The following is a 23,939-nucleotide window of genomic DNA, read 5'->3' on the forward strand; positions in this document are numbered from 1 at the left end:
CTCCGCAGGATCATGAAAGGTCGCGCCGCTTGCCGGCGCGCCATGGAGTATCGCCCCGATGAGAGTAGCTCTCATCTGACGAGGGCATTGCACCGCCGCCGACACCGGCGCCCTGCCGCTTGCCTTGACCTCATCATGTCAAAAAGTTATAATTGACAGCTTCTGACGACCAACAAGTCATGATGACAACGTTGGTCAAGCCTGCACTACTCGCGGATCTCCGAATCCCGTCGCGGTGCAAGGTGCTCCCGCCGGGCCCTGCCCGGCAAACCGGCCGGATCTTTCCAGCCCCATTGCCACGTCAAGCTCATCCAGCCGGCGCCCCTCGACCAGGCCCGTCGCGCTGCGGATGAAGCATCCGGCGGGCACTGGCTTCGTCGCCCTGTCGTCTTCAGTGCCTGTCGGCAGCCCCTCCATCTGACGGGCTGGGGCGTGGTCGCGTCGCCCTTTTTGGAGCTTCCGGAGCTTCCGAAGGACGGCGATCTGTCAACCCTTCACCCAAGGAGCCCCGACGTATGGCCAAAGGAATTCTCATCGACCATGTCTTCAAGGTGTTCGGCGACGAGCCCGAACAAGCGCTGGAGCTGGTCCGCCAAGGACTTTCGAAGAAGGAGATCCTGGCGCGCACCGGCCAGTCGATCGGCGTGTTCGACGCCACCTTCGAGATCCAGGCCGGGGAAATCTTCGTCATCATGGGCCTCTCGGGCTCGGGCAAGTCGACGCTGGTGCGGCTGCTGAACCGGCTGATCGAGCCGACCGCCGGGCGCATCGTGATCGACGGCGCCGACATCAACGAGCATTCCGACGCGCGGCTTCGCGCGCTGCGCCGCAAGGACATCAGCATGGTGTTCCAGTCGTTCGCGCTGATGCCGCACATGACGGTGCGCGAGAACACCGCCTTCGGCCTAGAGCTCTCGGGCACCGGCAAGAAGGAGCGCCTCGCGCAGGCCGACAAGGCGCTCGCGCAGGTGGGCCTGGCGGGCTGGGGCGACAGCTACCCCGACGAGCTCTCCGGCGGCATGCAGCAGCGCGTGGGCCTGGCGCGCGCGCTGGCCTCCGATCCGTCGATCCTGCTGATGGACGAGGCCTTCTCGGCGCTCGATCCGATCATCCGCACCGAGATGCAGTCGGAGCTACTGCGCCTGCAGCAGGAGCAGCGCCGCACCATCGTCTTCATCTCGCACGACCTCGACGAGGCCATGCGCATCGGCGACCGCATCGCGATCATGAAGGACGGCCAGGTGATCCAGGTCGGCACGCCCGACGAGATTTTGCGCAGCCCCGCCAACGACTACGTGCGCAGCTTCGTGCGCGGCGTGGACGCGGCCGCCGTATTCAAGGCGGGCGATATCGCGCGCAAGCAGCTCACCGTGGTCTGCGAGCACCCCGAGCGCGGCGCGCGCGCGGCGCTCAAGCAGCTCGAAGACCAGGACCGCGACTTCGCCTACGTCACCAGCCCGAGCAAGCGCTACCTGGGCACCGTGTCGGCCGACACCCTGCGCGCGGCGCTCGACGGCCATTCCGGCCCGCTGGGCCTGCGCCACGCGTTCCTGAACGACCTCGGCACGATCGACGCCGATGCGCCCGTGGCCGGCCTCTTCGGCCAGGTGGCCCAGGCGCCGTGCGCGGTGCCGGTGGTGGCGGCGGACGGCCGCTTCTGCGGCGCGATCAGCAAGACGACGCTGCTGAAGTTCCTCGATCGCGACACGCCGCCCATCGACCCGGCGCACCAGCCGCAGCAACCCGTGGCCGCCGTTGTCTCCACCGCCGCCGCCACTGCCGCCTGAACGAAATCGAAGGACACAACAGATGAACGACACCGCACTGCCCTCCGAACTCGCGCCGATGAACGACGCATCGACCGCGCTCGCGACGCCCGCTGCCGCGCCGGCGCCGGTCGACCCGTGGGAAGCCCTGTCGGCCGCGCCCGACACCTCCGCAACCAGCGCCTGGCTCGACGCCCCCGCGCCGCTCGATAGCGCCCATCAGCTCGCCGGCCACGCCGATGCCGCGGGCGGCCTGCAACTGCACCGCCTGTGGGATGGCTCGCTGCCCATCGAATCCTGGATCAACAGCGGCCTGGGCTGGGTGGTGGAGCATTTCCGCCCCTTCTTCCAGACCGTGCGCCTGCCCATCGACGGCACGCTGAACTGGATCCAGGGCCTGCTCACCGGCCTGCCCACGCTGGCGATGATCGCGCTCATCGGCCTGCTGGCCTGGCAGTTCGCCGGCCGCGCGCTGGCCATCGGCACCACGGTGGCGCTGCTGCTGGTGGCCATGCTGGGCATCTGGCCCGAGGCGATGGTGACGCTGTCGCTGGTGCTGACCTCGCTGGTGTTCTGCATGGCCGTGGGCCTGCCGCTGGGCGTGCTGCTGGCCAGCAGCGACCGCGCGCAGCGCGTGATGCGTCCGGTGCTCGACGCGATGCAGACCACGCCGGCCTTCGTGTACCTGGTGCCGGTGGTGATGCTGTTCGGCATCGGCAATGTGCCGGGCGTGATCGTGACCATCGTCTTCGCGCTGGCGCCGCTGGTGCGCCTGACCAACCTCGGCCTGCGCCAGGTGCGCCCCGACCTGATCGAGGCTGCGCGCGCCTACGGCGCCTCGCCGTGGCAGATGCTGGTGAAGGTGCAACTGCCGCTGGCCATGCCGTCGATCATGGCGGGCATCAACCAGGCGCTGATGCTGTCGCTGTCGATGGTGGTCATCGCCTCGATGATCGCCGTGGGCGGCCTCGGCCAGATGGTGCTGCGCGGCATCGGCCGGCTCGACATGGGCCTGGCCACCGTGGGCGGCCTGGGCATCGTTCTGCTGGCGATCTCGCTGGACCGCCTGACGCAGGCCATGGGCAAGTCGCGTCGCGGCGGCGGCCGCCGCTGGTGGCACACGGGGCCGGTGGGCCTTGCGCTTCGCATGCTGCAGCGTGCAGTGGCACCGGCCCGCAACGACGCCGAGCCCGCGCCCGCCCTTTCCGCACAGGCGCGATGAACGGAGGAACCCGCCACATGAACTTCGTCAGGAACAAGACCGGATTCATCGCCCGCGGCCTGCTCGCCCTCGCCTTCGTGGCCTCGGGCGCGGCCGCCCAGGCCGCCAACGACCTGCCCGGCAAGGGCGTCACCGTGCAGCCGCTGAAGAGCTCGCTTGCGGAAGAAGCCTTCCAGACGCTGCTGGTGATGCGCGGCCTGGAGAAGCTCGGCTACAAGGTCGAGCCCATGAAGGACCTGGAGCCCGCCACCGAGCACCTGGCCATCGCCAACGGCGACGCCACCTTCATGGCCCACCACTGGAGCCTGCTGCACGCCGACTTCTACAAGAACAGCGGCGGCGACGCCAAGCTCTGGCGCAAGGGCGTGTATTCCGAAGGCGCGGTGCAGGGCTACCTGATCGACCGCAAGACGGCCGAGCAGTACGGCATCACCAACATCGCGCAGCTGAAAGACCCGGCCATCGCGAAGCTGTTCGACATCGACGGCGACGGCAAGGCCGACCTCACGGGCTGCAACCCCGGCTGGGGCTGCGAGCTCGCCATCGAGAACCACCTGACGGCCTACCAGCTGCGCGACACCGTCAGCCACCGGCAAGGCAGCTACGCCGCGCTGATGGCCGACACCATCGCGCGATTCAGGCAGGACAAGCCGGTGCTGTACTACACGTGGACGCCGTACTGGGTCAGCGCCGTGCTGCGCCCGGGCAAGGACGTGGTGTGGCTGCAGGTGCCGTTCTCGTCGTCGCAGGGCGACGGCGGCAATGTCGACACCCAGCTGCCCAACGGCAGGAACTACGGCTTCCAGGCCAACAACGAGCAGATCGTCGCCAACCGGGCCTTCGTCGAGAAGAACCCGGCCGCGGCGAAGCTGTTCGAGGTGATGAAGCTGCCGATCGGCGACATCAACGCCCAGAACCTGCGCATGAGCCAGGACGCCAACACCCAGCAGGACGTGGAGCGCCATGCCGACGGGTGGATCCGGGCGCACCGGCAGCTCTTCGACGGCTGGGTGGAGCAGGCCCGGGAAGCGGCAAGGTAAGCGGGGCAGGCGCGGCGGCTGAGATAATCGGGGGGCGTTTCCACACTCCTACAAAGCCCCCCCACCATGACGACCACGATCCAGCAGGCCGACCTGATCGAATCGATCAGCGCCGCGCTGCAGTACATCAGCTACTACCACCCCGCCGACTACATCGCCCACCTGGCCCGCGCCTACGAGCGCGAGCAGAGCCCGGCGGCCAAGGACGCCATCGCGCAGATTCTGACCAACAGCAAGATGAGCGCGACCGGCCAGCGCCCGATCTGCCAGGACACCGGCATCGTCAACGTGTTCCTCAAGGTGGGCATGGACGTGCGCTGGGGCGGCTTCACGGGCAGCCTCGACGACGCCATCAACGAAGGCGTGCGCCGCGGCTACAACCACCCCGACAACACGCTGCGCGCCTCGGTCGTGGCCGACCCGCAGTTCGACCGCAAGAACACCAAGGACAACACGCCCGCGGTGATCTTCACGGAGATCGTGCCGGGCGACAAACTCGAGGTCACCGTGGCCGCCAAGGGCGGCGGCAGCGAGAACAAGAGCAAGCTGGTCATGCTGAACCCCGGCGACAGCGTGGTCGACTGGGTGCTCAAGACAGTGCCCACCATGGGCGCCGGCTGGTGCCCGCCGGGCATGCTGGGCATCGGCATCGGCGGCACCGCCGAGAAGGCCGCCCTGATGGCCAAGGAAAGCCTGATGGACGACCTCGACATGCACGAGCTGCTGGCCAAGAAGAACTCGGGCGCCGAGCTGAGCAAGGTCGAGGCGCTGCGCGTCGAGCTGTACGAGAAGGTCAACGCGCTGGGCATCGGCGCTCAGGGCCTGGGGGGCCTGGCCACCGTGCTGGACGTCAAGATCCAGATGTACCCCACGCACGCGGCGAGCAAGCCCGTGGCGATGATCCCCAACTGTGCGGCCACGCGCCACGCGCACTTCACGATGGACGGCAGCGGCCCGGTCTACCTCGAAGCGCCCTCGCTCGACCTGTGGCCCGATGTGAACTGGGCCCCCGATGAAAAGAAGAGCAAGCGCGTCGACCTCGACAAGCTCACGCCCGCCGAAGTGGCGAGCTGGAAGCCGGGCGACACCCTGCTGCTCAACGGCAAGATGCTCACCGGCCGCGACGCCGCGCACAAGCGCATCCAGGGCATGCTGGCCAAGGGCGAGAAGCTGCCGGTCGATTTCACCAACCGCGTCATCTACTACGTCGGCCCGGTCGATCCGGTGAAGGACGAGGCCGTCGGCCCCGCCGGCCCCACCACCGCCACCCGCATGGACGGCTTCACCGAAATGATGCTGGCGCAGACCGGCCTGATCGCCATGATCGGCAAGGCCGAGCGCGGCCCGGTCGCCATCGAGGCCATCAAGAAGCACAAGAGCGCCTACCTCATGGCCGTGGGCGGCGCCGCCTACCTGGTCAGCAAGGCCATCAAGACCGCCAAGGTGGTGGGCTTCGAGGACCTGGGCATGGAAGCCATCTACGAATTCGACGTGGTCGACATGCCCGTGACGGTGGCGGTCGACGCCGGCGGCACCAGCGCGCACATCACCGGCCCGGCCGAGTGGCAGAAGCGCATCGCCACGGGCGAGTTCAAGACCATCATGATGGAAGAAGCCTGAGTTGAGCCCGGTAGGCGTCTTCGACAGCGGGGTCGGCGGCCTCAGCGTGCTGGCCGCGCTGAGGGCCGAGCTCCCGCACGAGCACTTCGTCTACTTCGCCGACACGGCCTATGCGCCCTACGGCGAACGCGGAGACGCCTACGTGATCGAGCGCTCGCGCGCGGTGGTCGAACACCTGCTGCGCGAGCACGGCATCAAGGCGCTGGTGGTGGCCTGCAACACGGCGACCACTGCCGCCATCCACCTGCTTCGTGCCGACCACCCCAGCCTGCCGATCGTGGGGCTGGAACCCGGCCTCAAGCCTGCAGTGGCTGCGAGCCGCACGGGGCACATCTCGGTGCTGGCCACGCGCGGCACGCTGGCCAGCGCGAAATACGCGACCCTGCGCGCCTCCTTCGCAGGATCGGCCGATGTCCGGCCCGTGCCCTGCGACGGGCTGGTGAAGGCCATCGAAGGTTTCGACTCGGCCGGCATCGCGGCGCTGGCCGAACGCTACATGGCCGAGGCCGGCCCTTTCGGCGATCGGCCCGGCGAGGTCGACACGGTCGTGCTCGGCTGCACCCACTATCCGCTGGTGAAGGACGAGCTGGGCAGGCATGCGCCGGCCACGCTGCGCTTCATCGACACGGGCGTGCCGGTCGCGCAGCAGACGCGGCGCCTGCTGGCATCGGCGGGCCGGCTTGCCGACAGCGGCAGCGGCGGTCTGCTGCTGCAGAGCAGCGGCGATGTCGCCGTGCTCGAGGCGGCTGCCGCGAAATGGCTCGGGCTTCCCGCCGCGGCCACGGCCTGAGCCGGACGACCGGACAACCATGCGCCTGCCGCGCCGCATCGCCTCCTGCGCCCTCTTCCTCCTGGGTCTTTCGGCAGCCGGCCTGAGCCATGCGGCCTGCGAGAGCGGCCTTGCCGAGCGCATGCACGCCAAGCTGCATCCCAACCGCCAGCTCGACGAGCGGCTCGCTGCCTGCAAGATCTGGCCGGCCTTTCCGGGACGCAGCATCGTCGTTCTTCCGATGCCCCGCGAAACCACCGACCGCGGCGCCAAGGTGTTCGACATCGAGATCCTGCTGATCCAGCGCCCGGACAACGGCAATACCGATCGCGACACCGTGATCGGCCGCCTCATGCAGCCCGAGGCGCTCGACGAGGACGCCACCACCTCGATCCAGGACCTGCGCATCGACACCTCGCGCTACGTGCTCTCGCCCGAGGCGCGCGCCTTCGGGCTGCGCGTGCGCTATCGCGGCAGCAACGCGCCCGGCAACCCTCTGGCCAGCGAAACCATGCGGCTCTACGTGCACCACGGCAAGCAGCTGCGCCAGGTGCTGCAGGAGGTCGAGCTCGACCACGACCATGGCGGATGGGACTCCACCTGTACCGGCCACTTCGAGAAGCTGCGCACCATGGTGTCGGTCGGCAACGGCAGCAGCAACGGCTTTGACGACCTGCAGCTGTCGCGCACGCTGCTGCAGAGCCGCGCGCAGGAGCTGGAAGACCAGGGTTGCGTGGAGAAGGCGCTGCCCCCGAAGTTCAACACCGTCACGCTGCGCTACGACGGCGAACGCTACAAGGTGCCGAAGTCGCTCCAGCAGCAAGTCCCCTGACGGGAGCCTGATTCAAGGCCCGCTTTTCACCGGGCCGTCATACAGAAGTACCAGCATGCGCGGTTTGTCAAAAAGTATTGCCGCGCACGATGAACTCACTCTCCCAGGCCCGCATTCCCTTCAAGCCCATGATCCTCGCCGGCGCTCTTGCGCTCGTGCTGGGCGCCTGCGGAGGCGGCGGCGGTGGCTCCGGTTTCGGCGCGATCTTTCCGCCGGCAAGCACTGCGCCGCCTCCTGCTGCCCAGCCACCGGCGCAGCCGCCCGCCGCGCAGCCTGAGCCCGACCAGCTCGTTTCCAAGGCACGATTCACGCCCAATGCGGGCACCACCGAGGGCTCGTCCGACGCATCGACCGCCATCGCCCTGCCCGACAACTTCATGATCGTGGCGGACGACGAAGCCAACGTACTGCGCGTCTACCCGCGCGCCGGCGGCGCCGCGGTGAAGGAATGGAGCTACAAGCTCGAAGGCCCCAAGCTCGCCAAGGAACTCGACCTCGAGGCCGCCACGCGCATCGGCGACACGCTGTACCTCACCGGCTCCAACAGCAACAAGAAGGACGGCGCGGACGCCGTCTCCGACCGATCGCACCTGTTCGCCGTCAAGGTGAGCGGCACCGGCGCGGCCACCGCGTTCGACTATGTCGGCCAGTTCGCGCTGCTCGAGGCGCAGCTCATCGCCTGGGATTCCGGCAACGCGCACGGCCTCGGCGCCAATCACTTCGGCTTTGCCGTGTCGGCCGGCGCCGGCATCGCGCCTGAGCGGGTCGACGGCTTCTCCATCGAGGGCATGACCAGCTCGCCGGGCGACACCGCGCTGTGGCTCGGTTTCCGCGCGCCGCAGACGGGTGCCACCGTGCGCTCCAAGGCGCTGATCGTGCCGCTGCAGAACTACGCGGCGCTGGTCGCAGGCACCGCCACCCAGGCCGCCTTCGGTGCGCCCATCGAGCTCGAACTGGGCGGCCGCGGCATCCGCTCGATCGACAAGGGCACCGATGGCAACTACCTGATCGTCGCCGGCCCTGCAGGCCCCGCGAGCCCGGACGTGGAGCGAAACTTCGCGCTCTTCGCATGGAACGGCAATCCCGGCAGCGCACCGGTCGAGCTGTCGAACGACCTCGATTCGCTGTCGAAGAAAACCGGCGGCAGCTTCGAGTCCGTCGTGGAGGTGCCCGGCCCCGTGAAGGCCGGTACGGAGGTCCAGCTGCTGCTGGACAACGGCGATACCAAGTGGGACGGCAAGACCGCCTCGAAGGACCTGCCGCCCGCCGACCAGAAATTCGACGGCTTCGTGGTGCGTCTGGGTTCGCCCCTGGTCGATACCACTGCGCCGAAGCTGAAGAAGGCATCGCTGGCGGGCCTCGTGGGCGTGAACCTCGATGCATCGCTCACGCTGACGTTCAACGAAGCCGTGCGCCTGGGCTCGGGCAGCATCGTGCTGCACAAGGCCGACGGCAGCGTGGTCGAGACCTTCGATGCCAGCAGCCCCGCCGCACGCCTGCAGGTGGCCTTCAACAAGCTGAAGCTGGTGCCGACCGCACCGCTGGCGGCGAGCAGCGGCTACTACGTCACCATCGACGGCAACGCGATCACCGACCCCACCGGCAACGCCTTTGCCGGCATCGGCGACGCGACGACGCTGAGCTTCACCACCACCGCCGGCGCCACCACGCTCGCCACCGGCGACCTGCTCTTCATGGCCGCCAACGCCGAGGCGCCCGACGCCTACGCTTTCGTGCTCCTGAAGGCGGTGAACGGCGGCACGAAGGTGCTGTTCACCGACCGCGACCGCAAGTCCGGCACCAACGAGTTCACGGGCATCACCAACGAGACGGCCTTCTTCTGGACCGCCGACCAGAACCTGCCGGCAGGCACCATCGTGACGATCCAGACCGACGTCACGGGCAATCCGATCGCGGACAAGGGCTTCACGCTCGGGTCGCCGGGCGGCATCGGCAAGTCGGAAACCGTCTATGCGATTGCAGGCGGCACCATCGCCGGACTGGGCGACGGCGTGGCGGGGCAGATCACCGCCGTCGGCGACTACCTCGCGACCATCACCCTCGGTGGCACCGCGGGCACCATTCCCGACGCCGTCACGACCGCCGGCACCGCCTTCAGCTTCACAGTGAGTCCCGCCAACCAGACCAGCGCGATCTACACCGGCTCGCTCGACCGCTCCGACCTGGCCGCCTTCGCGGCGCGTGTGAAGAACCCGGCGAACTGGACCGTGCGCTATGCGCCAGAAGTGGGCTGGCCGCTGACCAACGACAGCCTGTTCGGCGACAGGCTGCCCTGATCGAAGCCTGATCAGGCGCGCAGCGCGGCTTGCCGGCCGCGCTGCATGTCGATCGGCAGCAGCAGCAACAGCCCCGCCACGAAGAGCACGGCCGTCGAGAGGATCGCGATGCGCTGGTTGCCGCCGGTCATCCAGGTGATGGCGCCGAAGCTCAGCGGGCCGACGATGCTCGCCAGCCGCGTCGCGAAGGTCCACAGGCCGAAGAACTCGGCGAGTTGCTGCGGCGGTGCCAGGTAGCCCGTCATGGCGCGGCCGGCCGACTGGCTCGAACCCATCGAGAGTCCCGCGATGGCCGCGGCCCACCAGAAACCGCCTTTGGTGGTGACCATCGCGGCGATCACGCAGACCGCTATCCACGCGGCCAGCGTACCGGCCAGCGAAACCTTGTGGCCGACGCGGTCCTGCACGTAGCCGAAGCCGAAGGCACCCAGCGCCGCCGCGATGTTGAGCACGAAGATCAGCACCATCGTCTCGCTCGCCACGAAGCCGATCACCTGTTCCGCATAGATGGCCGCGAGCGTGATGGCCACCGCCACGCCGCCCTGGTAGCAGACGGTGCATGCCAGCAGCCACATGAAGTCGCGATATGCCCGCGCCTGCCGGTAGGTTGCGCGCAGCTGCTGCCAGGCGCCGAGCCCGGTATCGGCGGCCCTGGGCTGTGCGCGCTCGGGCAGCAAGGCGAAGGTGGCGCATGCGGCCAATCCGTAGATGGCGGCCGTGATCAGCATCGTGACCGGCACGAAGTGCGCCGCCGGCAGGCCCTTGGATTGAGACCACAGCACGTAGGCCAGGCAGATGCCCAGCGCGAGCATGCCGCCGACGTAGCCGAAGGCCCAGCCCCATCCGCTCACCTTGCCCATTCCCTCGGCCGTCGCGAGCTCAGGCAGGAAGGCGCCGGTGAGCGACTCGCCGTACGAGTAGAAGGCGTTGGAAACGACGATCAGCGCCATCGCCAGCGCCACGCCGGCAGCGCCGGAGAAGCTGGGGGTGATGGCAAGCGCCGCCGTTGCGAAGACGCAGCCGATGGTCGCCAGCATGAGCACGCGTTTCTTGGCCGCGCGCAGGTCGGCCCATGCGCCGATGGCGGGCATCGTGAGCATCACGATGGCGTACGAGGTGCTGAGCGCCGCGGTCCACGCAAAGGCGGCCCATGGAGCGCCCTTGGCGATACCGCCCACGAAGTAGGCGGCGAACACAGCGGTGATGACGACCGTGGTGTAGCCCGAGTTGGCGAAGTCGTACATCGCCCAGCCGAACACCTCGCGCTTGCGCACGCCCGGTCTCAGCGCCGAGGCGGGGAACAGGGCCATGCGAGGGCCTGTGGCTTGTTGTGGCGCGTCTTCGCGGGGTGCCGCGGAATCAGTGCAGGTGGCGCGGACGGCGGCCGCCGCCATGCCCGCCGCCACTGCCTCCGCTGCCCGAACCGCCGGTGCCGCGCGGGCGCTTGCCGATCTCGAGCGAATTCACGAGCGCATCGAAACGGTCGCTGAAGAGGCGATCGATCTCGGCGACCACGCCACCCAGTTCGGAGCCGTCGAAGTGGCGCTCCATGAGGTTGACCACGTCTTCCACCAGCAAGTCGCGCTGCACCTGCATGATCGCGGCCGGGTTGGGGCCGACGAACAGCATCACGAAGTCGTCGCGCGATTCTTCCTCGGGGTCGCCCTCTTCCTCGTCGAAGTCGGTGTCGTAGAAAGTGACCTCGATGGCGGCTCCACGCTCTGAGAGTTCGTTCAGGCCCATGCACATCTCGTCGAGCGCCTGGCGGAAGTCCTCGTCGCCGGCCACGGTCCAGCACATCTGGAGCATGTGGTCCTTCTGCTCGAAACGGATGCCGGGTTCTTCCTCGTAGCTGCTGGTGGCGCCGTCGGCCAGCGATTTGGCACCGGCGTATTTCCACAGCGGCTTGAGCGCCTCCTGGATCTGCTCGAAGGTCGCGTCCGCACGCAGCGGCACGTCGCCGTGCACATGAATTTCAAATGGAGCGTTGTAGCGAGGCATCTAATGCTCCCTTGTAAGAGTGGTACCCGGAACGGGGGTCGAACCCGTATGCCCCGATTAAGGAAGCGGCGGATTTTAAGTCCGATGTGTCTACCAATTTCACCATCCGGGCGTCAGGTTGGACATCGACGATAACCCAAATAAAACAAGCCCCGGCAACGTCGGTTGGCGGGGCTTGGCGTTCGGGGTCGAATCAGTTTGAACCGAGAGAGTGGAGGCGCGATCCGGAGTCGAACCGGACTAGACGGATTTGCAATCCGTTGCATAACCGCTTTGCTATCGCGCCACGCAGAAATACGAAATCGAACTAGCGAAAAAAAGGGAAGCTGGAGCTTCCCTTTTTCAAAACTGGAGCGGGAAAAGAGTCTCGAACTCTCGACCTCAACCTTGGCAAGGTTGCGCTCTACCAACTGAGCTATTCCCGCGTTTCGAGCCTTGAAGTATATACCAATTTTTCAAGGTCCCGCAACTTTTGCGACCGTTCGATCAGTGCTTGACCGAGCCTTCGGAGGCCGGTGCCGGCGTGCGCTGCTTGGCCAGTTCGGCCATCGCAGCAGCGGACGCAGCGACCTCTTCGTCGGACAGCGGCTCGGGCTGCTTCTCGAGAGCGATCTCGAGAACCTTGTCGATCCACTTCACCGGCACGATCTCGAGGCCGTTCTTCACGTTCTCGGGGATCTCCTGCAGGTCCTTGGCGTTCTCTTCCGGGATCAGCACGGTCTTGATGCCGCCGCGCAGCGCGGCCAGCAGCTTTTCCTTCAGGCCGCCGATGGCGGTGACCTCGCCTCGCAGCGTGATCTCGCCGGTCATCGCGACGTCGCCGCGCACCGGAATGCCCGTGAGCGCCGACACGAAGGCCGTCGTCATCGCAGCGCCCGCGCTCGGGCCGTCCTTCGGCGTGGCGCCGTCGGGCACGTGGATGTGGATGTCGCGCTTCTCGAACATCTCGTCCTTGATGCCGAGCCGGCGCGAGCGGCTGCGCACCACGGTGCGCGCGGCCTCGACAGACTCCTTCATCACGTCGCCCAGCGAACCGGTGCGGCTGATCACGCCCTTGCCGGGCATGGTCACGGCCTCGATCGTCAGCAGGTCGCCGCCGACTTCGGTCCACGCGAGGCCGACCACCTGGCCGACCTGGTTCTGCTTCTCCGCGAGTCCGAAGGTGTACTTGCGCACGCCGAGGAACTCGTTGAGGTTCGCGCCGTCGACGGTGACCTTGGGCGTGAGCTGCTTGAGCAGCAGGCCCTTCACCACCTTGCGGCAGATCTTGGACAGTTCGCGCTCGAGCGAACGGACGCCCGCTTCACGCGTGTAGTAGCGCACGATGTCGCGCACGGCCTCTTCGGTGACGAACAGTTCGTCGTCCTTCACGCCGTTGTTCTTCATCTGCTTGGGCAGCAGGTACTTGATCGCGATGTTGGTCTTCTCGTCCTCGGTGTAGCCCGAGAGGCGGATGACTTCCATGCGGTCCAGCAGCGCCGGCGGGATGTTCATCGAATTCGAGGTGGCGACGAACATCACGTCGCTCAGGTCGAAGTCGACTTCCACGTAGTGGTCGCCGAAGGTGTGGTTCTGCTCGGGGTCGAGCACCTCCAGCAGCGCGCTCGACGGGTCGCCACGGAAGTCGGTGCCCAGCTTGTCGATTTCGTCCAGCAGGAACAGCGGATTGCGCGTGCCGATCTTGCTCAGGCCCTGCAGCACCTTGCCCGGCAGCGCGCCGATGTAGGTGCGGCGGTGGCCGCGGATCTCGGCTTCGTCGCGCATGCCGCCCAGCGCCATGCGGGTGTACTTGCGGCCGGTCGCCTTGGCGATCGACTGCCCCAGCGAGGTCTTGCCCACGCCCGGAGGTCCCACGAGGCACAGGATCGGCGCCTTGACCTTGTCCACGCGCTGCTGCACCGCGAGATATTCGAGGATGCGGTCCTTGACCTTCTCCAGGCCGTAGTGGTCGGCGTTGAGCACCGCCTCGGCGTTGGCGAGGTCGTGCTTGATCTTGGTCTTCTTGCTCCACGGCAGGCCGATCAGCACGTCGATGTAGTTGCGCACCACGGTGGCCTCGGCCGACATGGGCGACATGAGCTTGAGCTTCTTGAGCTCGCCCTCGGCCTTCTTCAGGCCTTCCTTGGACATCTTCGCGAGCTTGATCTTCTTCTCGATCTCCTCGATGTCCGCGCCCTCTTCGCCCTCGCCGAGCTCCTTCTGGATGGCCTTGACCTGCTCGTTGAGGTAGAAGTCGCGCTGGTTCTTCTCCATCTGGCGCTTCACGCGCCCACGGATCTTCTTGTCGACGTTCAGTATGTCGACTTCGCGCTCGAGCTGGCCGAACAGGTTCTCCAGGCGAGCCTTGACGTCGTCGAGGTCCAGCACGGCCTGCTTGTTGTCGAGCTTGAGCGGCAGGTGGGCGGCGATGGTGTCGGCCAGGCGGCCCGGATCGTCGATGCTCGAGATCGAGGTGAGGATCTCGGGCGGGATCTTCTTGTTCAGCTTGACGTACTGGTCGAACTGCTGCATCACCGCGCGGCGCAGCGCCTCGACCTCGGTGCCCTTCTCGCCGCCTTCGGGCGCCTCGACGGGCGTCACGTTGGCCGAGAAGTGGGTCTCGCCGTCATCGATGCGGTTCACGCGGGCGCGCTGCTGGCCTTCGACCAGCACCTTCACCGTGCCGTCGGGCAGCTTGAGCATCTGCAGGATGGTCGAGACGCAGCCGACCTCGAACATGTCCTCGACCGAGGGCTCGTCCTTGGCGGCGGCCTTCTGGGCCACCAGCATGATGCGGCGCTCCGCCTCCATGGCGAGTTCGAGCGCCTTGATGCTCTTGGGGCGCCCCACGAACAGCGGGATCACCATGTGTGGAAACACCACGACGTCGCGCAGCGGCAGCAGCGGCAGGTCGAGGGCTTCGGGAGGCAGAGGGGTATGGCCAGACATGCAGATCCTTCGCGTCTTTGGCTTTAAGCCTTTTTCGCCGCTTCGCGGTACACGAGCAGCGGGGGCTTGTTTTCGTCGATGGTCGATTCCTCGACCACCACCTTGTCGACATTGGTCGCGTTCGGCAATTCGAACATGGTGTCGATCAGTGACTGTTCAAGGATCGAACGCAAACCGCGCGCACCGGTCTTTCGTGCCAGCGCCTTGCGGGCGATCGCCTTGAGCGCCGCGGGGCGGATCTCGAGGTCCACGCCCTCCATCTGCAGCAGCTTGGTGAACTGCTTCACCACCGCGTTCTTGGGCTCGGTGAGGATCTGGACCAGCGCGTCCTCGCTGAGCTCCGCGAGTGAGGCGACCACGGGCATGCGGCCCACCAGCTCGGGGATCAGGCCGAACTTGATCAGGTCTTCGGGCTCGACTTCGCGGAACACCTCGGTGAGGCTGCGCTGCTGCTTGCTCTTGACCGAAGCGCCGAAGCCAATGCCCGAGGCTTCGGTGCGGTTTTCGATGACCTTCTCCAGGCCCGCGAACGCGCCGCCGCAGATGAAAAGGATGTTGGTCGTGTCGATCTGCAGGAAGTCCTGGTTCGGATGCTTGCGCCCGCCCTGCGGCGGCACGCTGGCCATGGTGCCTTCGATGAGCTTCAGCAGCGCCTGCTGCACGCCCTCGCCCGACACGTCGCGCGTGATCGAGGGGTTGTCGGACTTGCGCGAGATCTTGTCGATCTCGTCGATGTAGACGATGCCGCGCTGGGCGCGCTCGACCTCGTAGTTGCAGCTCTGCAGCAGCTTCTGGATGATGTTCTCGACGTCTTCACCCACGTAGCCGGCTTCAGTCAGCGTGGTGGCGTCGGCCATCACGAAGGGCACGTCGAGCATGCGCGCCAGCGTCTGCGCCAGCAGCGTCTTGCCCGAGCCGGTGGGGCCGATCAGCAGGATGTTGCTCTTGCTGAGCTCCACGTCGTCGCCCTTGGCCTTTTCCTTGTGGCGCAGGCGCTTGTAGTGGTTGTAGACGGCCACCGACAGCATGCGCTTGGCCGGCTCCTGGCCGATCACGTAGTTGTCGAGGTTGGCCTTGATCTCCAGCGGCGTGGGCAGGTCGTTGCGCGCCTCGCGCGCTTCCTCACCCGCCGGGAGTTCGTCGCGGATGATCTCGTTGCAAAGGTCGATGCACTCGTCGCAGATGAAGACCGAAGGGCCCGCGATCAGCTTCTTGACCTCGTGCTGGCTCTTGCCGCAGAACGAGCAATAAAGCGTTTTTTCGCTGGAGGAGCCTTTTTTATCGGCCATGGACATTTGCCTCGTTACAGGGTAGGGACAATGATAACTAAACAAAAACGGCGTTTCCCGTGTGGAAAACGCCGTTTTTTGCCATTTGGCGCCCTCGGCGCCGGCGTTCAACCGCGCTTGGCGACGACCTGGTCCACCAGGCCGTAGTCCTTGGCCTCGTCGGCCGTGAGGAAATAGTCGCGTTCGGTGTCGGCCTTGACCTTTTCCAGCGGCTGGCCGGTGCGTTCGGCCAGGATGCGGTTCATCTGGTCCTTCGTACGCAGGATGTCCCGGGCGTGGATCTCGATGTCGGTCGCCTGGCCGCGTGCGCCGCCGAGCACTTGGTGGATCATGATCTTCGAGTTGGGCAGCGAGAAGCGCTTGCCCTTCTCGCCGGCTGCCAGCAGGAAGGCGCCCATGCTGGCCGCGAAGCCCAGGCACATGGTCGACACGTCGGGCTTGATGAACTGCATGGTGTCGTAGATGGCCATGCCGGCGCTCACGCTGCCGCCCGGGGAGTTGATGTAGAAGGAAATGTCCTTGTCCGGGTTCTCGCTCTCGAGGAACAGCAGCTGGGCCACCACGAGGTTGGCGGTCTGGTCGTTGACCTCGCCCACCAGGAAGATGATGCGCTCCTTGAGGAGACGCGAATAGATGTCATACGACCGCTCGCCGCGGCCGGATTGCTCGATGACCATCGGGATCATGCCGAGGGCCTGGATATCCTGTGCGCTCATGTATTTGCTCTCCGGGAAATGGAATCGTTCGCTGTTTCTGAACTGTACGCCTGAGTGAAATGGGGCTCGTGCCGCAAAGCACAAGCCCCATTGGCGTTGCGGGCGAGACGGAGATCAGCCCTGCTGCTGAGCCATCAGTTCGTCGAACGACACCGACTTTTCGTTGACCTTGGCCTTGCTCAGCACGAAATCGGTCACGTTGTTCTCGATGACGACGGCTTCGACTTCCGCCAGGCGGTTGTTGTCGCTGAAGTACCAGCGCACCACGTCGGCCGGCTTCTCGTAGCTGGCGGCCAGCTCGTCGATGTGGGCCTTGATCTGCTCGGGCTTGGCCTGCAGGTTGTTGGCACGCACCAGTTCGGCGACCACCAGGCCCAGGCGCACGCGGCGCTCGGCTTGCGGGCGGAACACTTCGTCGGGGATCGGAGCCTTGTCGGCGTCCTTGATGCCGCGCTGCTTCAGCTCGGCGCGGGCGCCTTCGACCATGCGGTTGACTTCCGACTGCACGCTGGCGTTGGGCAGGTCGAGCTCGGCGTTGGCCACCAGGGCGTCCATCACGGCGTTCTTGTTGCGGGCCAGCAGGCGGAACTTCACTTCTCGCTCGAGGTTGCGCTTGATGTCGGCGCGCAGGCCTTCGACCGTGGCTTCGGCGATGCCGAGCGACTTGGCGAGCTGCTCGTTGACTTCGGGCAGGTGCGAGGCTTCGATCTTCTTCACGGTGACGAGGAAGTCGGCCTGCTTGCCGGCCACGTCCTTGCCGTGGTAGTCGGCCGGGAACGACAGCGGGAAGGTGCGGCTGTCGCCGGCCTTCATGCCGCGCACGGCGTCTTCGAATTCCTTGAGCATCTGGCCTTCGCCGACGACGAACTGGAAGTCTTCGGCCTTGCCGCCCTGGAAGGGCTCGCCGTCGATCTTGCCTTCGAAGTCGACGGTCACGCGGTCGCTGTCCTGGGCCACGGCGTCTTGCGCGCGCTGGGCGAAGGTGCGGCGCTGCTTGCGCAGGATGTCCAGGGTCTTGTCGATGGCGTCATCGCCGACTTCGGCCGACAGCTTCTCGACTTCGGCGCCCGACAGGTCGTTGATCTTGACGTCGGGGAACACTTCGAAGACCGCGTCGAAGGCCAGTTCGCCTTCAGGCGCGTCTTCCTTCTCGGTGATGCGGGGCTGGCCGGCGACGCGCAGCTTGGCTTCGTTCGCGGCTTGCGAGAAGGCCTCGCCGACCTTGTCGTTCATGACTTCGTAGTGCACCGAGTAGCCATAGCGCTGGGCCACGACGTTCATCGGCACCTTGCCGGGACGGAAGCCGTCCATCTTGACGGTGCGCGCGAGCTTCTTGAGGCGCGAATCGACTTCGGACTGGATGGTGCCGACCGGCAGGGTCAGCGTGATCTTGCGTTCGAGCTTCTCGAGAGTTTCAACGGTCACGGTCATGATGTCTTCCTGGTAAGGGGCTGGTGCGCGGGGCCTGCATCTTTTTATCAATACAGATCAAGGACTTACACGCGCTCGCGGGATTTATGCGGAGGCACGTGCGTGCCGCCTGCAAAACTGGGCAACCGATGATTCTAATCGGCTGGAAGCGCCCGTTCTGAGCGGGCCAAGGACCGATGGCGATGGAGATCGCACAACATGTCCGATCCGGCACCGAATTCGCCTTTACAGTGGCTGCGATTCGACATTTCCCCGAGAAACGAATGCCCATGCTCTTCCAGCGACTGCTCGCCTCCCTCGCCTTCACCGTGGCCCTCGCGTTCGGCATGCTTGCGCCCGCGCTGGCCAAGACCGCCACGCCGGCTGCAGCGGCGGCGAAGGAGCCAACCATCCAGCAGATCTACGAAGCTGCGAGCAACGGAAAGATGGCCGATGCCGACGCGATGATCGCGAAGGTGCTGAAGAACCATCCGAAGAGCGCGAAGGCCCGCTATGTGCACGCCGAGCTTCTCGCGATGAAGGGCGAGCTCGACGATGCCCGCGACGAACTGGCCCTGGCCAAGGAGCTCTCGCCGGGACTCAAGTTCGCGAAGGCCGAATCGGTCGCCAAGCTCGAGCGCAAGCTGGAGAAACCGGTCGAGACCAAACCCGAGCCACCGCCCGTACCCAGCCCGGCTGCAGCATTGGCGTCCGGCAAGACGGATACGGGCTCATCGTCCGGCCCGATCCCCTGGGGGCCGATCGGCATCGTGGCGCTGTTCGTCGTCGCCTATGTGGTCTTCCAGCAGCGCCGCCGCGCCACCACCTTCGAGGCGCCTGTCCCCGCCGGGAGCGGAACCAGGTTCTCCAGGCCCACGAGCGATTCGTCGATGGGCTACGGCAGGACGGACGACTACAGGGACTACGGCTCCGCACCTCCCGCACCCAGCCAGGGGCCCGGCATCGGCGGCGCGCTGGCCGCGGGTGCGGCAGCGGGCGTGGGCGCGGTTGTCGCGGGCGAGTTGCTGCGCCACATGATGAACGACCGCTCCGACGAGCACCGGGGCAGTACGGTCAACATCTTCAACACCCACCGCGGCCACGACAGCGGCAACGACAGGATGGGCAGCAGCCTGTGGCCCACGTCCGACCCGGAGCCGGAGCGCCAGGTCGACCGCAGCTTCGTCGACAACGACTTCGGCATCAGCGACACGAGCTCGTGGGACGACTCGAGCAGTAGCAGCAGCTCCGACAGCGGAAGCAGCGACAGCAGCAGCAGCAGCAGCAGTAGCGACTGGTAAGCCGGGGAAAAGGGAAAGAGAAAAAGCCCCGCTCCTTGCGGAACGGGGCTTTCAGTCTGCTCGATAGAACGGGCTACGTGCAGGGCTGGTGCGCGGGGCCGGACTCGAACCGGCACGTTCTTGCGAACGTCAGGACCTAAACCTGGTGCGTCTACCAATTTCGCCACCCGCGCGATGCCAATCTTTTTTCAGGTGAATGCAAAAGCGGACGGGCTTTTCGCACCACGGATTCCCGTGGGCCAAAGACCATCCGCTTGAAATCGGTCAGCCAGCGATTTTAGACGCTAATTGGCAGCGTTTCCGGCTCGCGCTTCACACGGAATGCAGCGGCGTACATCGCGGGCAGCGCGAGCAGGGTCAACACCGTTGCCACGATCAGCCCGCCCATGATGGCAACGGCCATCGGCCCCCAGAACACGCTGCGCGACAGCGGGATCATCGCCAGCACCGCTGCGGCCGCCGTCAGCACGATCGGCCGCAGGCGGCGCACCGCGGATTCGACGATCGCATCCCACGCCGGCACGCCCGCCGCGCGGTCGAGTTCGATCTGGTCGATCAGGATCACCGCGTTGCGCTGGATCATGCCCATCAGCGCGATCACGCCCAGCAGCGCGACGAAGCCGAAGGGCCGGTTCAGCACCAGCAGCGCGCCGGCCACGCCGGCGATGCCCATCGGACCGGTGATGAACACCAGCAACGAACGGCTGAAGCTGTGCAGTTGCAGCATCAGCAGCGTGAACACCAGGAACAGCATGATCGGCACGCCCGCCACGATGGAGGCCGAACCCTTGCTGCTTTCCTCCACCGCGCCCGCCACTTCGATGCGATAGGCGCCCTGCCCGGCCGCGACCCAGCCGGCCTCGAGCTCGCGCAGCTTGGGCAGCAGCTGCGCGGTCACGGTGGCGCCCTGCAGGCCCTCGATCACGTCGCCCTGCACGGTAATGGCGTAGTCGCGGTTCTCGCGCCACATCACGCCCGGCTCCCAGGTGAACACCGGCTTGGCGATCTGCGTGAGCGGGATCGAGCGGCCCGAGGTCGTCGGGATGTAGGCGTTGCCGATGTCCGAGATGGCCTGGCGCTCGTCGGGCGCCTGGCGCAGCACGATGTCGATCAGCAGGTCGTTCTCGCGGTACTGGCCCACGGTCGTGCCGCTGAACATGGTCTTGGAAGCCTGCGCGATGGCCTGGCTGGTCACGCCCAGCGCGCGCGCCTTGGCCTGGTCGATCTCGAGGCGGATCACCTTCACCGACTCGTTCCAGTTGTCGTTCACGCCGCGCATGTTGGCGTTGTCGCGCAGCACCGCCTTCACCTCGTCGGCGTGGCCGCGCAGCAGCGCCGGGTCGGGCCCGATCACGCGGAACTGCACCGGGTACGGCACCGGCGGGCCGTTGGGCAGCAGCTTCACGCGACCGCGTACCTCGGGGAATTCCTGCGCCAGCACCTGCGGCAGCTTGATGCGCAGGGTCTCGCGCACCTTGAGGTCCTTGGCCAGCACGATCAGCTGCGACACGTTGGTCTGCGGGAACACCTGGTCCAGCGGCAGGTAGAAGCGCGGCACGCCCGAGCCGATCCAGGTGCTGACGGTGCTCACGCCGGCCTCCTGCATGAGGCGCTTCTCGACGCGCTTGGCCACTTCCTCGTTCGCGGCGAACGAGGTGCCTTCGGGGAACCAGATGTCGACCAGGATCTCCGGCCGGCTCGAATCCGGGAAGAACTGCTGCTGCACCTTGCCCATGCCGAAGATGCCCAGTGCGAAGATCAGCACCGTGGCGCCAATGGTCATCCAGCGGTGCTGCACGCACCAGTTCACCGAGCGGCGGAAGGCGTTGTAGAACGGCGTGTCGAAGAGTTCGTGCGGCGGCGCGTTGGGGTCGTGCGGCTTCACCTTGAGCAGCAGCGTGCCCAGGTAGGGCACGAAGTACACCGAGACGATCCACGACAGCACCAGCGCGATCACCGTCACCGCGAAGATCGCGAAGGTGTACTCGCCAGTCACCGACTTGGCGATGCCGATCGGCAGGAAGCCCGCAGCGGTGATGAGCGTGCCCGTGAGCATCGGCTTGGCCGTCACGTCGTAGGCGAAGGTGGCGGCGCGGACCTTGTCGTAGCCCTCTTCCATCTTCCGCACCATCATCTCGACCGCGATGATGGCGTCGTCCACCAGCAGGCCCAGCGCAATGATGAGCGAGCCCAGCGATATCTTGTGCAGCCCGATGCCGAAGTAATTCATGGCCAGGAAGGTCACGGCCAGCACCAGCGGGATGGTGATGGCCACCACCAGCCCCGGGCGCATGTCGATGTACCAGCCGAAGCGCCCGCCCTTGTGCAGGCCCAGCGAGATGATGCTCACGGCCAGCACGATGGCCACGGCCTCGATCAGCACGCCCACGAATTCGTTGACCGAACTCGCCACCGCCACCGGCTGGTCCTGCACCTGCGCCAGCTTCACGCCGGCCGGCAGGCGCTGCTCGATGGTCGCCGTGGTGGCCTTCAGCGCCTTGCCCAGCGCGATGATGTCGCCGCCCTTGGCCATCGACACGCCCAGGCCGATCACTTCCTTGCCCTGGTGGTGCATCTTGACCGAGGGCGGATCGACGTAGCCGCGATGGATGTCGGCGATGTCGCCGAGCTTGAGCTGGTTGCCCGAGCTGCCGCGAATGGGCATCTCGCGTAGCTGGTCGACGCTGGTGAACTGGCCCGCGACGCGCACCTGCACCACGTCCAGCGGCGACTGGATCGTGCCCGCGCTCTCGATCGCGTTCTGCGAGCCGAGCTGCGAGAGCACCGCGTTGAAGTCGAGCCCCAGCTGCGCCAGGCGCTTCTGCGAGATCTCGATGTAGACCTTCTCGTCCTGCACGCCGAACTGGTCGACCTTGGCCACGTCCTTCACGCGCAGCAGCTGCTGGCGCACGTCGTCGGCCAGGGTCTTGAGCTCGGCATAGCTGAAGCCTTCGCTCTCCAGCGCATAGATCACGCCGTAGACGTCGCCGAAGTCGTCATTGAAGAACGGCCCCTGCACGCCGGCGGGCAAGGTGGCGCGCATGTCGCCGATCTTCTTGCGCACCGTGTACCAGACGTTCGCCACCTCGGTGGACTTCGACGAGTCCTTGATGTTGAAGATGATCTGCGACTCGCCGGGCTTCGAATAGCTGCGGATCTTGTCGGCGTAGGGCGCCTCCTGCAGCGTGCGTTCGAGCTTGTCGGTGACCTGCTCGGCCACCTGCTGCGCGGTGGCGCCGGGCCAATAGGTGCGCACCACCATCGCGCGGAAGGTGAAGGGCGGGTCTTCGTCCTGCCCGAGCTGGAAGTACGCGAACGCGCCCAGCACCATCAGCACCACCATCAGGTAGCGCGTGAGGGGCGCGTGGTCCAGCGCCCATTTGGAGAGATTGAAGCCCGAGGGCTTGTCGTTGGGGTTCGCTGCGCCGCCGCTCATTTGGCGGCACCCGCTGCGATCTCCTTGTTCGTCGCCGCGACGGCCGTGACGGGCTGCGCCGACTCCTTGCCGACATTGGCGGCGGCCGCGGCCGCCTCCTTGGACTGGTAGATGGTGACCTTCTGCCCCGGCGACAGCACGTGCACGCCAGCGGCCACGACCATCATGCCGGGCGAGACGCCGCCCACGATCACGGCTTCGTTGCCGTCGGCAGTGGCCACCTGCACGGGCTGCGAGCGCACCGTCATCGTCGACTTGTCGAGCACCCACACGGAAGTGCCCTTGCCTTCCTGGCGCAGCGCGCTGGTCGGAAGCTTCATCACAGGAGCGCTGGAATGCGCCAGGGCCTGCGGACGGGCGTAGACCGTGGCGCCCAGAGGCGGCGCCGTGGCCGCGTCGATGGAAACCTTGACCGAGTAGGTGCGCGTGACCGCGTCGGCGCTCGCCGCCACCTCGCGCACCTGGCCCTGCAGCTCGTTGCCGCCGGACCAGCCGCGCACCGTGACGGGCGAACCGGTCTTGATCAGCGTGGCGCGGTCTTCGGGCACCGCGAACACCACGTCGCGCGCGCCGTCCTGCGCAATGCGCACGACCGGCGTGCCGGCCTGCACCACCTGGCCGGGCTCGGCCTCGATGGCGGTGACGATGCCGGCCACGTCGGCCACCAGCGTCGTGTAGTTGGCCTGGTTGCCCTGCGAGGCGAGCTGCGCCTGTGCCTGCTCGAGCTGGGCCTGCGCGGCCTTCCAGGTGGTTTCGCGGCGCTCCAGCTCGGCGCCGCTGATGAAGTTCTGGGCCCGCAGCTCGGTGTAGCGCTTGAGGTCGGCGGCGGCAAGGTCGCGATTGGTCAGCGCGGCGGCCTGCTGGGCGCGTGCCGCTTCGGCGGCGAGGCGGTAGTCCTGCGGATCGAGCTGGGCCAGCACCTGGCCGGCCTGCACGTGCTGGCCGAGCTCGGCCTGGCGCTTGGTGATCTTGCCGCCGACGCGGAAGCCCAGTCGCGACTCGACGCGGGCGCGAACCTCGGCCGAGAACTCGGGCTGGGCGTCGAATTCGCTCGCCCCCACGGTCACGAACTTGACCGCCCGGACCGGGTCTTCAGCCGCGGGTTTGGGTGAACAGCCAGCCAGAAAGATGGCGGGAAGCAGCAGCCAGGCGGCGCTGCGGAGGCGGGACGGGAAGACGGCGGAAGCGGTCATGAGACACCCTGGAAAGGACGAACCGGATCATTACTGACCCACTGGTTAGTAATCTAGGGTAAACGTGAACCGGTGTCAATGACCCGCCGGTCACTAGGGCCTGCCAGCCGCCGAATCTT

General features: G+C 66.6%; 16 protein-coding genes and 4 tRNA genes. 8 read left to right on the forward strand and 12 right to left on the reverse strand.

Annotated elements, in window-relative coordinates:
• Positions 1-515 precede the first annotated feature (515 nt).
• The 7 genes from proV (at position 516) to FHT32_RS21350 (ending at position 9,546) form a co-directional block, all read left to right on the forward strand.
• Positions 516-1,787 carry a glycine betaine/L-proline ABC transporter ATP-binding protein ProV gene (proV, locus tag FHT32_RS21320; RefSeq protein ID WP_176666617.1) on the forward strand — a complete coding sequence of 424 codons (1,272 nt, stop codon included), beginning with the start codon at positions 516-518 and terminating at the stop codon, positions 1,785-1,787.
• Positions 1,788-1,809: 22 nt separating this feature from the next.
• Positions 1,810-2,988 (forward strand): glycine betaine/L-proline ABC transporter permease ProW, encoded by a 1,179-nt coding sequence (gene proW, locus FHT32_RS21325; protein ID WP_176666618.1) that lies wholly within the window; start codon positions 1,810-1,812, stop codon positions 2,986-2,988.
• 17 nt (positions 2,989-3,005) lie between these two features.
• The gene (gene proX, locus FHT32_RS21330) at positions 3,006-4,028 is read left to right on the forward strand and encodes a glycine betaine/L-proline ABC transporter substrate-binding protein ProX (protein WP_176666619.1); all 1,023 of its coding nucleotides are present in this window, start codon (positions 3,006-3,008) and stop codon (positions 4,026-4,028) included.
• A 66-nt stretch (positions 4,029-4,094) separates the two neighbouring features.
• On the forward strand, positions 4,095-5,648 hold the full coding sequence (locus FHT32_RS21335) for a fumarate hydratase (protein ID WP_093306281.1): 1,554 nt from the start codon (positions 4,095-4,097) through the stop codon (positions 5,646-5,648).
• A gap of 1 nt (position 5,649) precedes the next feature.
• Positions 5,650-6,438, forward strand: a complete 789-nt coding sequence (murI, locus tag FHT32_RS21340) for a glutamate racemase (protein WP_176666620.1) — start codon at positions 5,650-5,652, stop codon at positions 6,436-6,438.
• Positions 6,439-6,457: 19 nt separating this feature from the next.
• Positions 6,458-7,249, forward strand: coding sequence for a hypothetical protein (locus FHT32_RS21345; RefSeq protein ID WP_176666621.1), 792 nt, complete (start codon positions 6,458-6,460; stop codon positions 7,247-7,249).
• 89 nt (positions 7,250-7,338) lie between these two features.
• Positions 7,339-9,546 carry an Ig-like domain-containing protein gene (locus tag FHT32_RS21350; RefSeq protein WP_176666622.1) on the forward strand — a complete coding sequence of 736 codons (2,208 nt, stop codon included), beginning with the start codon at positions 7,339-7,341 and terminating at the stop codon, positions 9,544-9,546.
• Between the two features lie 11 nt (positions 9,547-9,557).
• Here FHT32_RS21350 and FHT32_RS21355 read toward each other — a convergent pair whose 3' ends face one another.
• From FHT32_RS21355 to tig, 9 genes are all read right to left on the reverse strand, one after another.
• Entirely contained in the window at positions 9,558-10,856 is a 1,299-nt protein-coding gene (locus tag FHT32_RS21355) for an MFS transporter (RefSeq protein ID WP_176666623.1), read from the reverse strand.
• A gap of 49 nt (positions 10,857-10,905) precedes the next feature.
• Positions 10,906-11,547: a DUF6806 family protein gene (locus FHT32_RS21360; RefSeq protein WP_176666624.1), complete on the reverse strand. Its 642-nt coding sequence runs from the start codon at positions 11,545-11,547 to the stop codon at positions 10,906-10,908.
• Positions 11,548-11,567: 20 nt separating this feature from the next.
• Positions 11,568-11,659 (reverse strand) — tRNA-Leu (locus FHT32_RS21365).
• Between the two features lie 100 nt (positions 11,660-11,759).
• Positions 11,760-11,833: transfer RNA gene (locus FHT32_RS21370), tRNA-Cys, on the reverse strand.
• A gap of 63 nt (positions 11,834-11,896) precedes the next feature.
• Positions 11,897-11,972, reverse strand: a tRNA-Gly gene (locus FHT32_RS21375).
• Positions 11,973-12,033: 61 nt separating this feature from the next.
• Complete coding sequence (gene lon, locus FHT32_RS21380; protein ID WP_176666625.1) at positions 12,034-14,475, reverse strand: endopeptidase La; 2,442 nt, start codon at positions 14,473-14,475, stop codon at positions 12,034-12,036.
• Positions 14,476-14,498: 23 nt separating this feature from the next.
• On the reverse strand, positions 14,499-15,764 hold the full coding sequence (gene clpX, locus FHT32_RS21385; RefSeq protein ID WP_176666626.1) for an ATP-dependent Clp protease ATP-binding subunit ClpX: 1,266 nt from the start codon (positions 15,762-15,764) through the stop codon (positions 14,499-14,501).
• Between the two features lie 107 nt (positions 15,765-15,871).
• Positions 15,872-16,480, reverse strand: a complete 609-nt coding sequence (clpP, locus tag FHT32_RS21390) for an ATP-dependent Clp endopeptidase proteolytic subunit ClpP (RefSeq protein WP_176666627.1) — start codon at positions 16,478-16,480, stop codon at positions 15,872-15,874.
• A gap of 114 nt (positions 16,481-16,594) precedes the next feature.
• A complete protein-coding gene (tig, locus tag FHT32_RS21395; protein WP_176666628.1) occupies positions 16,595-17,911 on the reverse strand; it encodes a trigger factor in 1,317 nt (438 codons plus the stop codon).
• 263 nt (positions 17,912-18,174) lie between these two features.
• Here tig and FHT32_RS21400 point away from each other — a divergent pair, with 263 nt between their 5' ends.
• Positions 18,175-19,191 carry a tetratricopeptide repeat protein gene (locus FHT32_RS21400; protein WP_176666629.1) on the forward strand — a complete coding sequence of 339 codons (1,017 nt, stop codon included), beginning with the start codon at positions 18,175-18,177 and terminating at the stop codon, positions 19,189-19,191.
• Positions 19,192-19,277: 86 nt separating this feature from the next.
• On the opposite strand, the gene FHT32_RS21405 is transcribed toward FHT32_RS21400, so the two are convergent.
• From FHT32_RS21405 to FHT32_RS21415, 3 genes are all read right to left on the reverse strand, one after another.
• Positions 19,278-19,364, reverse strand: a tRNA-Leu gene (locus FHT32_RS21405).
• A 104-nt stretch (positions 19,365-19,468) separates the two neighbouring features.
• Complete coding sequence (locus FHT32_RS21410) at positions 19,469-22,627, reverse strand: efflux RND transporter permease subunit (RefSeq protein WP_176666630.1); 3,159 nt, start codon at positions 22,625-22,627, stop codon at positions 19,469-19,471.
• Positions 22,624-23,820 (reverse strand): efflux RND transporter periplasmic adaptor subunit, encoded by a 1,197-nt coding sequence (locus tag FHT32_RS21415; protein ID WP_176666631.1) that lies wholly within the window; start codon positions 23,818-23,820, stop codon positions 22,624-22,626. Before FHT32_RS21415 ends, FHT32_RS21410 begins: the two co-directional genes overlap by 4 nt.
• Positions 23,821-23,939: the final 119 nt, after the last annotated feature.

Source organism: Variovorax sp. SG517, assembly GCF_013376045.1.
Lineage (GTDB): Bacteria > Pseudomonadota > Gammaproteobacteria > Burkholderiales > Burkholderiaceae_C > Variovorax.